The organism is Phenylobacterium sp., from assembly GCF_036402295.1.
Classification (GTDB): domain Bacteria; phylum Pseudomonadota; class Alphaproteobacteria; order Caulobacterales; family Caulobacteraceae; genus Phenylobacterium.
The window spans coordinates 1-12,600 of sequence record NZ_DASWTE010000198.1; the positions used below are offsets into that span (position 1 = coordinate 1).

Consider the following 12,600-nt stretch of genomic DNA (forward strand, 5'->3'; position numbering starts at 1 on the left):
GTCGGGCAAGGCCACGATGGCGTTCTCCGGCACGACGGCGAAGCGGGCGTGCATGCGCGGGCCGTCCAGCACGGGGGAATAGCCGACCACTCGTTGGCCCGCGCGAATGCGCCGTCCGTCGTTGGCCGCCCGGCCGGCGAAGTCGAAGCCGGTCAGCACGGGCCCCGCGCGGCGGAACTGCGCCACCTGCTTCGCCCAGCCGCCCGCCCGCACCTGGACGTCCATCTCGTTGACGCCGGCGACACTCACCTCGATGAGGATCTGGCCCCGCCCGGGCTTGGGGATCGGCGCCTCGACAACCCGCGAGGTCCGGGTCGCAGGATCGACAGCCAGGGCTCGCATGCTGCTCACGCGCCCGCCTCCACGGTCACGCCCAAGCTCTGCAGCCGAGCCATGGCCCGGAGCGGGTCCAGCACGCCTTCCGGAAACCAGAGGCCTGCAGCCGGCGGCGGCGCGCCGTCCAGGCCCAGCACCCGCTCGACGCCGAGGAGCACTCCCAGCGCCGTCAGATGCGCCTGGCCGTGCGGGTCGCTGACGACGATACGGCGGGACATGGATGCGCCCGCGGCGTCGCGGCCGGTGAGCTCGATGTAGAGGTCGTGCGAGGCCGCGCCGCCGGCCGCCGTCCCGCGGGATACGCCCGTCCCCAGGTCGAAGCGCGCATCGCGCGCGCCGGTCATGGCCGCCAGGGCCGGCGTGTCCAGCACGCCCATCGGCAAGGCGTCGAACGCCGGCTGGCCGGCTCGCGACACGGACCGACCGTTCTCCGAGGCCGGCACGCTCTCCCAGGCGCCGCTGCGCCGGATCAGCGCCGCGCCGACGAAGCCGCCTGCGTCGTTCGCGGTCATGGGGCCGATGGGGTCGGCGTAGTCGTAAAGCGCGGCCATGGCGACGCCGTCCACGCACGCGAAGTCTCGGGCTGTCGCCAGCGCCGCCAGGGTCAGCACGCCGGCCTGCCAGTGGCCCAGCATCAGCGCCGGCCGCTGGGCCAGCGCCGCCGCGGCGATGGCTGACGACGCCATGCTCTCGGCCGTCCGAACGATGCCGATGTGGCCTGCGCCGCTCCGGAGCGCCGCCATCAGCAGGTTGTCGCCGGGGTCCTGCAACGCGGCGACCACCAGGTCGACGGGCCCGAGGGCTGCGAGGTCCGGGGCGGGATCGGCGACGTCCAGCTTCGCCGTCGTGGCGCCGAGCTCTGCAGCCAGCGCCGCGCCCGCGTCGGGGTTGCGGCCAGCCAGCACCAGTTCGAGATCGTGGCCGGCCTCGCGCAGCCGCCGCGCGATCTGGCCGCCCACCAGGCCGTAGCCCCCCGCGATCAGCACCCTCACAGCGTCACCGCCATGCGGTACTCGGACGGGAAGCCGTGGTCGCGCGAGAGCTCGGGCGAGCGGATCTCGGCCAGGACCTGCAGGCCCATCGCCTGGTAGAACTGAACCGCCGGGTTGCCGGCCAGCACGTCGAGCTGCAGCTCGCGGTAGCCGGCGGCCCGGGCCCGCCCGATCGCCCTTTGCAGGAGGGCCTTGCCGATGCCCTTGCCGCGATGCTGCGGGAACGCCGACAGGGCATGGAGGTAGTAGACGTCGTCGGGTACGTGGGCGTTGAGGTAGCTGGCCTTGCCGGCCCGCACCGTCAGCCCCACCAGTTCGTCGTAGGTCACCTCGCCCCGCGCGATGAGGCCGGGCGCCAGGGCGGCGAGGTTCTTCTTGAAGGCGTCGAAGTTCGGGCCCGCGAAGCCGATCTCGATCCCCAGCAACTCGTCGCCGGCCGTCGCCGCGGTCGTGCAGGCCGCGCAGAACAGGGTGTCGGGCACGGTCCACGACGCGGCCACCAGCCGCTCCAGCAGGCCGCCGGTCCCGAACTGGTAGTCGTAGCTGACCGGCCCGGTGGCGCGGACCAGCCCCGCGACCAAGGGCGCGAAGCGGGCGGCCTGGCTTTCGTCCACCGGCGCCAGTTGAACGGCCTCGACGGTCATGCTTCCTTCCTTCCTGATGTTACGTTCTGTAAGTTACGATTAGTAAGTTACGGATCGTAGGTTTGGAGTCAAGCGTGTGACCGGACGGCGCATGCCGCGCGACCAGCGGCGTATCCAGCTCCTGGAGACCGCGGCAGCCATCGTGCGCGCCGAGGGGACCGACGCGCTGACCCTCGCCCGCGTCGCCGAACAGGCGGGCGTCACCAAGCCCATCGCCTACGAGCACTTCGAGACCCGCGCTGGCCTGCTGGTGGCCCTCTACCGCCACTTCGACGCCCGCCAGGCCGAGGCGGCGCGCGAAGCGCTGCGAAACGAGGCACGCACCCTGGACGACGCCGTGGCGATCCTTTCGGCGGCCTACGTCGACTGCACGCTGCAGGCCGGCAAGGAATTCGGCGCCATCGCCGCAGCGCTCTCGGCGACCGAGGAGATGGACGACTTCCGCCACGCCATGCGCGAGGAGTACGTCGAGCTCTACCGCGGGGCGCTGGCGCGCTTCGCGACCCTGCCGGCCAAGGGCGCCAAGACCCTGCTGCTGGGCGTCATCGGCGCCGCCGACACCCTCTCCCAGGCCGCCGCCGCCGGCCGCCTGACCCGCAAGGACGCCGTTGAGGCGCTGCGCCGGATCATGCTGGGCGCGCTGAGGTCCTAGGCCGCGGCGGTCGCTTCTGTCAGGCCGCCGGCGCGGCGCTCGGCGGCGGCGGCGATTTCGGCGACCAGGGCGGCGGGCGAGATGGGCTTGCCGACCACGCCGTCCATGCCGGCGTCGAGGTACGAAGCGCGCTGGTGGGCCAGCACGTTGGCGGTCAGCGCCACGATCAGGGTCTGCGCGGCGGCGCCGCCCAGGGCGCGGACGCGGCGGGTCGCTTCGACCCCGTCGATGCCCGGCATCTGGATGTCCATCAGGATCAGGTCGAATCCGCCGCGCTCGGCCGCCTCGACGCCCGCATAGCCGTCGGCCGCGGTCTCGACGTCGGCGCCCAGGTTCTCGAGCAGCTTGGTGGCGATCAGCCGGTTGGTTGCGTTGTCCTCGACGACGAGGACCCGCACGCCCTCCAGCACGGCGGACGTACTCTCGATCGTTTCGACCGGCGCCTGCGCTACGTCGGCGCGCACCTCGATCCAGAACGTCGAGCCCTGGCCCTCGCGCGACGTGAAGCCCACGTCGCCATGCATCAGCTCGGCGAGGCGGCGCGTGATCGCGAGGCCCAGGCCCGAGCCGCCGAACCGCCGGGTGGTCGAGACGTCGGCTTGGTTGAACCGCTCGAAGAGCCGCGCCTGGGCGGGCTTGGGGATGCCGACGCCGGTGTCCTCTATCTCGAACCGCAGCCGGCCGGGCGCGGGTTGCATCGTGCGCACCAGCACGTGGCCCGTCTCAGTGAACTTCACGGCGTTGCCGACCAGGTTGAACAGCGCCTGGCGCAGGCGGACAGGATCGGAGCGCACCCAGCCGACGCTCGGATCGCACTGGAAGATGATCCGCAGGTCCTTGGCGCGCGCCTGCGGCTCCAGCAGCCGCACGACACCCGACACCAGTGCGGCCGGATCGACCGGCTCGTCGACCAGTTCCAGGCGGCCGGCCTCGATCTTCGAGAAATCGATGACGTCGTTCAGCAACTCGGCCAGCATGGCGCCGCACGACAGCGCCTCGCCGAGCAGCGCGCGGCCGTCGTCCGTCAGGTTCTCGTTCTTGAGCAGGTGCAGCACGCCCATCACGCCGTTCATGGGCGTGCGGATCTCGTGGCTCATGTTGGCCAGGAACGCGGCCTTGGCCTCGGCGCCGGCCTCGGCCGCCCGCTGGGCCTCCTTCAGCGCCAGCTCCTGGCGCTTCAGCACGTCGCAGTCCTGGACCAGGCCCACGGCCTTCAGCCAGCGCCCGTTCCTGGTGACCAGCAGGTGGTGGAAGACGCGCACCCAGCGCTCGGTCCCGTCCGGGCGGACGATGCGCGCCTCGAAGCTCTCGCCCGACTGCTTGTCGCCCCGGTGCAGCGCGCGGAACGAGGCGCGGACGTGCGGCAGGTCGTCGACGTGGAAGCCCGGATAGCGGAGGTCGATCGCCTCGTTGTAGTCCGAGTTCTTCTGGCCGGTGATCCGCTCGAACTCGGGCGAGCACCAGAAGCTCTTCTTGATGTGGTCGATCTCGTAGACACCGGCCTCGGCCGCCTCGAGAGCCACGTTCAGGCGCGCGGCGTTCGACGCCACCTGGCGTTGCGCCTTCTTCATCTGCCGCTCACCCCGGCGGGCGGCGTCGCGGGCGGCTGCCAACTCGGTGATGTCCTCCGAGATGCCCGTGAGCGCATGCACGCCCTCGGCGACCTTCTCGGTGCGCACCGTCACCCGCATCGTCAGCCAGCCGTCGCGGCCGCGGATGCGGTGCTCGGTCCTCAGGGACTCGCCGCTCTGGACGCAACGCGCGAGCTCGGCGCGCAGGCGGTCGCGGTCGGTCGGGTGGACGAAGTCGTGGAAGCGGTCAGGGGTCCAGGCGTCGTCGTCGTCGAAGCCGATCAAGTCGCGGATCTCGTCCGACCACCAGATGGCGTTGGCAAGCGGGTCGAAGGTCCACATGCCGAGGCCGGCCTGGGCGCCCAGCAGCTTGCGGGTGCGCCGCGCCTCCTCGATCTCGTCGCGACGGGCGCGGTCGGCGGTGGCGTCGCGCAGCGACACGATGAAGGCCCCGTTCGCCATCCTGTGGCTGCGGGCGATGAACCATTGCCAGTCGCCGTCCGCGCGGCGGACGCGGATCTCGCTCTCGGACGATTCGCCCGACTGCATCGCGGTCACGCGCTGGCGGATGCTGGCGTGGTCGTCCGGATGATAGAAGTCCAGCAGGGGGCGGCCGACGAACTCGTCCTCGGTCAGGCCGGTCAGCTCGCACCAGGCGGGATTGACCAACTGGAAGACGCCGTCTCTTGCGACATGCATGAGGTCGCGGCTGTTCTGGAACAGCCACTGGATCATCTCGGCCTTGTCGGCGGCGCGTGTCGCGCTCTTCCGGGCCATTGAACCTCCCCCGAGGCTTGGTCCGGCATAACCGGACTCAAGGCGGCGAAGGCTTTACCGTCACAAACGTAAATTTTGAGTTGTATGTGAAAAACGCGCGACCTCAGGCCGCGCGCCTTCAGAACGCGCTCTCGCCCGTGATCGCCCGGCCCAGGATCAGCGCGTGCACGTCGTGGGCGCCCTCGTAGGTGTTCACCGTCTCGAGGTTCGCCGCGTGGCGCATCACGTGGTACTCGCCGGAAATCCCGTTGCCGCCGTGCATGTCGCGGGCGACGCGGGCGATATCCAGCGCCTTGCCGCAGTTGTTGCGCTTCAGCATCGAGATGGCTTCCGGCACCCACGCGCCCTCGTCGATCAGCCGGCCCAGGGCCAGCGCGCCCTCGAAGCCCAGCGCGATCTCGGTGGACATGTCGGCCAGTTTCTTCTGCACCAGCTGGCGCGAGGCCAGGGTGCGGCCGAACAGGCTGCGGCTCGACACGTAGTCCCGGCTAGCGTGCAGGCAGAACTCGGCCGCGCCCATGGCGCCCCAGGCGATGCCGTAGCGCGCCTTGTTCAGGCACGAGAACGGCCCCCGCAAGCCCTCCACGCCGGGCAGCATGGCGTCTGCTGGCACGTGCACGTCGCTCAGCGCGATCTCGCCGGTCACCGAGGCCCGCAGGCTGAGCTTGTTCAGGATCTTCGGCGTCTCGAAACCCTTGGTCCCGCGCTCGACCAGGAAGCCGCGGATCTTGCCGTCCAGCTTGGCCCACACCAGCGCCACGTCGCTGATCGGCGAGTTCGTGATCCACATCTTCGCGCCGTTCAGGACGTAGCCGTCCGAGACCTTCTTCGCGGTCGTGCGCATCGAGGCCGGGTCCGAGCCGCCGTCGGGCTCGGTCAGGCCGAAGCAGCCGATGATGCGGCCGGCGGCCATGCCGGGCAGGTACTTGCGCTTCTGCTCCTCCGAGCCGAACGCATAGATCGGGTACATGACGAGCGAGCTCTGCACGCTCATCGCCGAGCGGTAGCCCGAGTCGATCGCCTCGATCTCGCGGGCGATCAACCCGTACGCCACGTGGTTCACGCCGGCGCAACCGTACTCCTCGGGCAGCGTCGGGCCGAGGAAGCCCAACTCGCCCATCTCGGTCATGATCTCGCGGTCGAACCGCTCGTCGGCGAACGCCGAGACCACCCGCGGCAGCAGTTTCTCGCGGGCGTACTGGCGCGCCGCGTCCCAGACCATCCGCTCCTCTTCCGAGAGGCGCGAGGAAAGGTCGAGGGGATCGTCCCAGCGGTAGGTCTTCTGGGGCGCGCCGGCGTCGAGGGGCATGGTGGTCTCCTTCGTTGGCGGCGGGATATCGGGTTTTCAATCGCCCGTGTAGACGCCTTTACGCTTCTCGCGGAACGCGGCCTGGGATTCCTTCACGTCGTTGCGCGCGCGGCGCGCGAACTCCAGCCCGAGGCTCTCGTAGCGCAGGGCGTCCTCCAGGCCGGCGTCCTGGTTGTGCTGCAGCACCCGCTTGGACATCCGCAGAGCCAGGGGCGGCCAGCCGGCCATCTCGCCCGCGTAGGCGACGGCGGCGTCCAGCAGCTCGTCGGCGGCGACGACGCGGTTCAGGAGCCCGATCCGCAGCGCCTCCTCGGCGCCCACGGCGCGGCTGGTGAAGATCATGTCGGCGGCGGCCGCATAGCCCACCACGCGCGGCAGGTAGAAGCTCAAGCCCGAGTCCGGCGACAGGTTGCGCTCGATGAACACGCTCTTGAACCGGGCGTGCTCGGAGCCGATGCGCACGTCGCAGGCCATGGCGGTGGAGAGCCCTGCGCCGGCCGCCACGCCGTTGATGGCCCCGATCACCGGCTTGTCGAAGCGGGCCCACATCGAGGCCCAGCGGCCCACCCAGCCCATCTCGTCGATGCGCTCGTTCTGGTCCTTCCGCACGAGGCCGCCCTCGGCCATCACCGCCGCGCCGGCCTGCAGGTCGGCGCCCGAGCAGAAGCCGCGGCCCGCGCCCGTCAGCACCAGGCAGCGCAGCTCGTCGTCGGCGCGAGCGGCGTCCAGCACGGCGGCCACCTCGTCGCGCATGGCCACGGACAGCGCGTTCAGCCGGTCGGGCTTGTTGAGCGTCAGCACGCCCACCTGGCCGCGGCGTTCCCAGAGGATGTGCTCGAACACCTGCGTCCCGTCGGCCATGGCGTCCTCCCGCTTGCCTGCCCGCGACAGTCGCGCCGAACGGCGGGCAAGTCGAATCGGAGAAACAACCAACAAGCGTGACCGTGACAACCCCAAGATGAACCTAACCTGAAACCTGGCTTCAGGCAGATGGCAGCGGCGACATGCGAGCCCTTCGCCAACGCCGCACGTCGAGGGGACGCGCGGCCCGGACCCGGAGGGACGAGATGACGACCTGGCGCAAGATGCTGATGGTGGCCGCCGGCTTGGCGACGGCGGCGACCGTGATCCCGACGGCGGCCTTGGCCGACGGATATGGGCGGGGCCACCGCAAGCACCACCATCACCACCACCGCTACCATGAGCGGGTCTACGTGGAAGAGCGGCCCGTCTACTACCGCGAGCGCGTCTACGTGGAGGAGCGGCCGGTCTACCGCGAGCGCTACTACGAGCCTGCGCCGCGCTACTACCGTGAAGCCCCGCGCCGTCACTATCGCTCGAGCTGCCGTTCGGGCGGCACGACCGGTCTCATCGTCGGCGGCGCGGCGGGCGCCCTGCTGGGTCGCGAGATCGACGGCGGCCGCGACCGGACCGCCGGCACGATCATCGGCGCGGGCGCCGGCGCGCTGCTCGGCCGCGAGATCGACCGCACGGACCGCTGCTGACGGCGACACGGCCGGGCTCCGGAAGCCCGGCCGCAGTCAGCCTCAGAAATCGGCGCGCAGCGACACCCGGACTGCGCGCGGGGCGCCCGGCAGGATGTTGTTGTCGCCGTGGCTGGTCGGGAAGTAGCGCTTGTCGAACAGGTTCTCGATGTTCACCTGCGCTCGAACCTGGTCGGTCAGCCGCACGAACACGGCCGCGTCCACGCGCGTGAAGCCCGGCAGCGTCACGGCGTTCGAGATCGAGGCGAACATCTTGGTCTGATGGACGACGCCCAGGCCGAGGCCGAACCGATCGCTCAGATCATACTTGTTCCAGAGCGAGAACGTGTGCTCGGGCACGAGCGGGACCTCTCGCCCGGCGGGCGCAGCCGACGTGGTGCTGGTGATCTCGGCGTCTTGCCAGGCGTAGCCCGCGACCACCTCCCAGACGGCGGTGATGCGGCCGGCGAGGCCCGCTTCGAAGCCTTCGGTCCGCTGGGCGCCGGTCAGAACGACCTGTCCAGGCCGCGTCGGATCGGGTGCGGTCGTATTCTCCCGGTCGAGGCGGTAGAGCGCGGCGGTCAGGAACAGGTCGGGCGTGATCTCCCACTTCAGCCCCAGCTCCAGGTTCTCGAACTCCTCGGGCTCGAGCGTCTCACTGGTGGCGTTGAGGGATGAGAACTGGTCGCCCGAGCTCGGCAGGTAGGAGACGCTGTAGCTGGCGTAGAGCGAGACCGGCTCGATCGGCTTGAAGACGAGGCCAAGGCGCGGCGACCAGAGATCGTCCCGGCGCGAGAAGTCACGGCGGCCCGTCACCGAGGCGCGGCGATCGAAGAATTCCACGTCGAAGCTGTCGTAGCGTAGGCCGGCGATCAGTTGCAGCTGCGGTGTGATCTCGACCTGATCCTGGACGTAGGCGGCGGCGACCGTGGCCTTGACCCGATTGTTGGCATCGCCGCCGGTAGTGGTGAAGAAGATGGGCAGGCCGCGGCGCGTCGGGTCGCTGAACGGCTGGCCGGCCAAGGTGGTCGGGCCCGTCACCGTATTGAAGTGGCCGGTGCGGCGCAGGTTGGAGGTCTTCTGGCGGCCGAACTCCGCGCCGGCCAGGACGGTGTGTCCCATGCCGCCGAACTCGGTCTTCCAGACGATGTCGGTCTGGTTGAACAGGTTCTCGCGCGGGCCGTCGTTCTGGTAGGCCTGCAGCGGATAGGTGGCGGGCTGGCCGTCCGCTCCGGCCATGGCCGCGTTGCCCGGGAAGATGTTGGCGTAGAACTTGTCGTAGTCGCCGTAGACGGTGCGGTTGCGGATTTCCAGCGTGTCCGAGACCTCGTACTCGACGCTCAGGTTCACGAGGTCGACGTTGGTGCGGGCGTAGCTGCGCTCAGGATCGCCGAAGAAGGCGCCGCGCGGCGCGGGCGACGGCCTGCCCAGGAAGGACGGGACGCCGCGGTCGGTGGTGCGGTCGTCCTCGAAGTGCTCGTAGGCGAGAGACACCGTCAGCCCCTGGCCGTTGCGCCAGCCGACCGACGGGTTCACGCCCCAGCGCTCCAGGTTGACGAAGTCGCGGAAGCTCTCCGAGCGCTCGTACATGGCCACGACGCGGCCGGCGAAGCTGTCGCTGAGCGGCTGGCCGACGTCGACAGACGCACGGCGATGGTCCCAGGAGCCCAGTTCGAGATTGAGCGACCGCGCGTCGGACCAATCGGCCTTCTTGGTCACGCGATTGATCACGCCGCCCCCGCCGCCGCGGCCGAAGATCATGGCGTTGGGGCCTTTCAGCACCTCCACCCGCTCCACGTTGTAGAGGTCGCGGAAGTATTGGACGTCGTCGCGCACACCATCGACGAAGAAGTCCGCCGTGGTGGCGTTGCCGCGGATTGTGGGAGCGTCGCGGTGCCCCTCTCCCTGGCCCATGGTGATGCCCGGCACGTAGCGGAGCACGTCGGCCATGGTCTGCATCGCCTGATCGCGGATCAGCTCGTCGGTGACGACCGTGATCGCTTGCGGCGTATCGCGCAGCGCGGTGTCGGTCTTGGTCGCGGTGACCGTACGCTGGGCCCGGTAGGTATCGTCGCGCGGTGCGATCACCGTGACGCCGCTGACCTCGGCAGCGTCGCCGGCCTCGGCGGCATGCGCGGATGCTGAGCCCGAGGCAAACACCAGCGGCGCGAGTGCGATGACGACGGCGTGGCGACGGACTCTCACGGAAGACCTCGGAACGGATGAGATTGAAAGTAAGAAGCGTTCTTAAGAGCCGCGCTCTGCCTTGGCAATGAGAATTGGTTGCAACTAGACGAGGGGTGCGGCCAGGCCGTGCCGGATGGCCCTGCGACGCGCGCGTCGGCGCAGCCACATGACGACGCCGGTGATCCCCAGCACAGCAGGGGCCAGACCGCCCAGGAAGATCACCGTCTGCCAGACGATACCCATGCCGGCGCCGTCGTGGATCTTGCGCATCAGCGGGGAGATTTTGTCCTCGCCGCCGCTTCCCGGGCCCCCCGGGCCGCCAGGCCCGCCAGGCCCGCCGCGGCCGGCCTTCACCTCGCCCGTGGCGTCGACGACCTGCACGGTCTTCGCCCGCTCGGCGCCGGGCGCTTTCAGGCCCACGCGCCAGGCCGGGTCCTTGCCGCGGGTGGGGACGTTGACCTCGGTGACAGCCGCGCCGGGCGCCTCGGCCTGGGCGGCGGCGACCGCCTGGGCGAGCGTCAGCTTCGTCTGCGGCAGCGGCGGGGCGAAGCGGTTCGGCCCAGCGTTGCGCGGCGGCTGTTGCGGCAGCCCGAACAGTGCGCGGCTGGTCTGCGGGAAAGAGATGTAGACGCCGGTCAGCGACAGCACCGCCAGCGGCAGGCAGATCCAGAAGCCGATCGTGTGGTGCAGGTTGAAGAGGGTCGAAGCGCCCCGATGCCAGCGCAGGCCCTTCGCGAACCCGGCGTGCCGCGGCCACCACAGCCACAGGCCCGTGGCGCAGGACACGAACATCGCCCAGCCCAGCCAGCCCACCACCTTGCGCCCGATCTCGGGGATCAGCAGCGAGCCGTGCAGGCGGTGCGTCACCATGGTGAAGCCCTTGGCCACTTCGGCGGTGTCGAGGACCTTCGCCGTCGGCGGGTCGATCCAGGCGTTCAGTGTGCGGGGCCGCCCGCCGGGCCCGGGCGGCCCCGCCAGACGGCCTACGGCCACCACGGGATCGCCAGCTTCCTGCGGCAAACGGACCTGAGTCAGCGTGGCGCGGTCGCCGAACGCGGCCTGCGCGGCTTGCGCATAGTCAATGATGTGACGTGAAGCCGATGGTCCTGTTGTTGCGTACCTGTCGGCATACAGGGCCCGGTCGAGGGCATCATGCCAAACGAGGATGGAACCGGTGACGCTCAACGGAACAAGCGCGATCAAGAGTCCCGCGCCGATCCAGAGGTGCACGTCGAGCCAGAGCCGGCGCAGCCTCGCAAGCACGGTCATGGGAAGGCAACTCTCCAAGCGCGACCGCACGGCCGCCCTTCCTGCTAATGCGACGAATTCTCAAAAACAAGGGGAAGCGGGACAGCAACCCCTTCCGGAGGCGTCCGTTGACTATCCGGTAACCGGCGCAAACCAAGCTTCACCGCAGAACATGGATATCCTGAAGCCCTACCTGCTCCTGGCCTGTGTGGCCTTCACCATCGGGTTCGTGGGCTACTGGGCGCTGGGCCGCGCACTGACCCCGGCCTACGCGGCGGCTCCGGATGAATACCATGGCCCGATCACCACCTCCGCCCCCGACGCGCCCCTGGCCGACGCCAGGCGGATCTGATCCTCAAAATGAGCGTCATCCCGCGCCTTGTTCGCGGGATGACGAGCTTGAAGGGGTTCAGCCACCCCGCGCCACGAACCAGCCGTTCCTGAACCCCTCGTCGGCCTTGCCGTAGGCGAAGGGCCGGCCTTCCGGGGTCAGCACCGTGCCGCCCGCCGCTTCCAGGACCGCGTGGCCGGCGGCGATGTCCCATTCCATGGTGGGTCCGTGCCGCGGATAGATATCGCAGGATCCCTCGGCGATGCGGCAGAACTTGATCGACGAGTCCATCGGCTCGCGCAGGTCGAAGCCGTACTCCTGGGCCAGCTTGACGGCGGTCTCTTCCTTCATGGTGTGGCTGACCAGCGCGATGGCCTTGCCCGCCGGCCAGGCGCGGACGCGCACCGGTACGGCCGGACCGCCGTTGATCCGCTTCATTGCCTGGCCGTTGCTCGTGAACCACGTCTCGCCGGTGGGCGGGGCGCTGACGGCGCCGGCGACCGGGCGGCCGTCCTCGATCAGGGCGATGTTGACCGTGAAGTTCGGGTCGCCGCGGACGAAGGCCTTGGTGCCGTCCAGCGGGTCGACCAGGAAGAAGCGCGGGCCGATGGCGTCCGGCGTGCCGAACTCGCTGGCGTCCTCTTCCGAGATCACCGGCACGCCGGGGAACCTCTCAGCCAGGTGCTCCAGGATCAGCTTCTCGCCACGCTGGTCGGCCTCGGTGACCGGGCTCTCGTCGGCCTTGGTCAGCACCTCCACGCCCGACTTCCAGAGCGGCAGGATCAGGGCCGCGGCGGCCTCGCAGATCTCGGCCAGGACCAGGCCGACGTCGTTCTCGTTGCTCAATTCACCCTCGGGGATCGTCGCCCACGAACACCAGGGTCACGACGGCCACGTCGATCGTCTGCTTGCCCGCATTCTCGAAGTTCACGGTCACCTTGCGCCCGGCGACGGACTGGACCTGGCCCAGCCCCCAGTCGGCCTCCGTGGGGTGACGCACCAGGACGCCCGGCTCCAGGAACGGATCCCACGTCTCCATGCGCGGTGTCTTAGAGAGAGTGTCCCTACG

The 12,600-nt window shown here is 70.0% G+C and carries 13 protein-coding genes; 3 read left to right on the plus strand and 10 right to left on the minus strand.

Going from position 1 to position 12,600, the window contains the following annotated elements; translation table 11 throughout:
- The 3 genes from VGD44_RS12305 to VGD44_RS12315 form a co-directional block, all read right to left on the minus strand.
- The coding region (locus VGD44_RS12305; RefSeq protein ID WP_414694648.1) for an alcohol dehydrogenase catalytic domain-containing protein at positions 1-342 on the minus strand (342 nt) is incomplete at its 3' end.
- Positions 343-347: 5 nt separating this feature from the next.
- Entirely contained in the window at positions 348-1,328 is a 981-nt protein-coding gene (locus tag VGD44_RS12310) for a hypothetical protein (RefSeq protein ID WP_331087370.1), read from the minus strand.
- Complete coding sequence (locus tag VGD44_RS12315) at positions 1,325-1,972, minus strand: GNAT family N-acetyltransferase (protein ID WP_331087372.1); 648 nt, start codon at positions 1,970-1,972, stop codon at positions 1,325-1,327. The genes VGD44_RS12310 and VGD44_RS12315 overlap by 4 nt, the downstream gene beginning before the upstream one ends.
- Before the next feature lie 76 nt (positions 1,973-2,048).
- On the opposite strand from VGD44_RS12315, the gene VGD44_RS12320 reads away from it, so the two are divergent.
- The gene (locus VGD44_RS12320) at positions 2,049-2,624 is read left to right on the plus strand and encodes a TetR/AcrR family transcriptional regulator (RefSeq protein ID WP_331087374.1); all 576 of its coding nucleotides are present in this window, start codon (positions 2,049-2,051) and stop codon (positions 2,622-2,624) included.
- Here VGD44_RS12320 and VGD44_RS12325 read toward each other — a convergent pair.
- The 3 genes from VGD44_RS12325 to VGD44_RS12335 form a co-directional block, all read right to left on the minus strand.
- Positions 2,621-4,972 carry a PAS domain-containing hybrid sensor histidine kinase/response regulator gene (locus VGD44_RS12325; protein WP_331087376.1) on the minus strand — a complete coding sequence of 784 codons (2,352 nt, stop codon included), beginning with the start codon at positions 4,970-4,972 and terminating at the stop codon, positions 2,621-2,623. The genes VGD44_RS12320 and VGD44_RS12325 overlap by 4 nt on opposite strands.
- A gap of 118 nt (positions 4,973-5,090) precedes the next feature.
- A complete protein-coding gene (locus VGD44_RS12330) occupies positions 5,091-6,281 on the minus strand; it encodes an acyl-CoA dehydrogenase (protein WP_331087378.1) in 1,191 nt (396 codons plus the stop codon).
- Between the two features lie 36 nt (positions 6,282-6,317).
- Positions 6,318-7,142 (minus strand): enoyl-CoA hydratase/isomerase family protein, encoded by an 825-nt coding sequence (locus VGD44_RS12335; RefSeq protein ID WP_331087380.1) that lies wholly within the window; start codon positions 7,140-7,142, stop codon positions 6,318-6,320.
- Positions 7,143-7,348: 206 nt separating this feature from the next.
- On the opposite strand from VGD44_RS12335, the gene VGD44_RS12340 reads away from it, so the two are divergent.
- Positions 7,349-7,786, plus strand: a complete 438-nt coding sequence (locus tag VGD44_RS12340; protein WP_331087382.1) for a glycine zipper 2TM domain-containing protein — start codon at positions 7,349-7,351, stop codon at positions 7,784-7,786.
- A 42-nt stretch (positions 7,787-7,828) separates the two neighbouring features.
- Here the strand turns inward: VGD44_RS12340 and VGD44_RS12345 are convergent, their stop codons facing one another.
- Both VGD44_RS12345 and VGD44_RS12350 read right to left on the minus strand, forming a co-directional pair.
- Positions 7,829-9,970: a TonB-dependent siderophore receptor gene (locus VGD44_RS12345; RefSeq protein ID WP_331087384.1), complete on the minus strand. Its 2,142-nt coding sequence runs from the start codon at positions 9,968-9,970 to the stop codon at positions 7,829-7,831.
- Positions 9,971-10,054: 84 nt separating this feature from the next.
- Positions 10,055-11,221, minus strand: a complete 1,167-nt coding sequence (locus VGD44_RS12350) for a PepSY-associated TM helix domain-containing protein (protein ID WP_331087386.1) — start codon at positions 11,219-11,221, stop codon at positions 10,055-10,057.
- A 151-nt stretch (positions 11,222-11,372) separates the two neighbouring features.
- On the opposite strand from VGD44_RS12350, the gene VGD44_RS12355 reads away from it, so the two are divergent.
- Entirely contained in the window at positions 11,373-11,552 is a 180-nt protein-coding gene (locus tag VGD44_RS12355) for a hypothetical protein (protein WP_331087388.1), read from the plus strand.
- Between the two features lie 57 nt (positions 11,553-11,609).
- Here VGD44_RS12355 and cysQ read toward each other — a convergent pair whose 3' ends face one another.
- Entirely contained in the window at positions 11,610-12,377 is a 768-nt protein-coding gene (gene cysQ / locus VGD44_RS12360) for a 3'(2'),5'-bisphosphate nucleotidase CysQ (protein WP_331087390.1), read from the minus strand.
- A 1-nt stretch (position 12,378) separates the two neighbouring features.
- Positions 12,379-12,570, minus strand: a complete 192-nt coding sequence (locus tag VGD44_RS12365) for a DUF3553 domain-containing protein (RefSeq protein WP_331087391.1) — start codon at positions 12,568-12,570, stop codon at positions 12,379-12,381.
- Between the last annotated feature and the right edge of the window lie 30 nt (positions 12,571-12,600).

What these genes read in the sequence shown, in the direction of transcription:
- VGD44_RS12315 (WP_331087372.1), bottom strand. Translation starts at nt 1,972, where the DNA reads ATGACCGTCGAGGCCGTTCAACTGGCGCCGGTGGACGAAAGCCAGGCC.
- VGD44_RS12325 (WP_331087376.1), bottom strand. Translation starts at nt 4,972, where the DNA reads ATGGCCCGGAAGAGCGCGACACGCGCCGCCGACAAGGCCGAGATGATC.
- VGD44_RS12330 (WP_331087378.1), bottom strand. Translation starts at nt 6,281, where the DNA reads ATGCCCCTCGACGCCGGCGCGCCCCAGAAGACCTACCGCTGGGACGAT.
- VGD44_RS12335 (WP_331087380.1), bottom strand. Translation starts at nt 7,142, where the DNA reads ATGGCCGACGGGACGCAGGTGTTCGAGCACATCCTCTGGGAACGCCGC.
- VGD44_RS12340 (WP_331087382.1), top strand. Translation starts at nt 7,349, where the DNA reads ATGACGACCTGGCGCAAGATGCTGATGGTGGCCGCCGGCTTGGCGACG.
- VGD44_RS12350 (WP_331087386.1), bottom strand. Translation starts at nt 11,221, where the DNA reads ATGACCGTGCTTGCGAGGCTGCGCCGGCTCTGGCTCGACGTGCACCTC.
- VGD44_RS12355 (WP_331087388.1), top strand. Translation starts at nt 11,373, where the DNA reads ATGGATATCCTGAAGCCCTACCTGCTCCTGGCCTGTGTGGCCTTCACC.
- VGD44_RS12365 (WP_331087391.1), bottom strand. Translation starts at nt 12,570, where the DNA reads ATGGAGACGTGGGATCCGTTCCTGGAGCCGGGCGTCCTGGTGCGTCAC.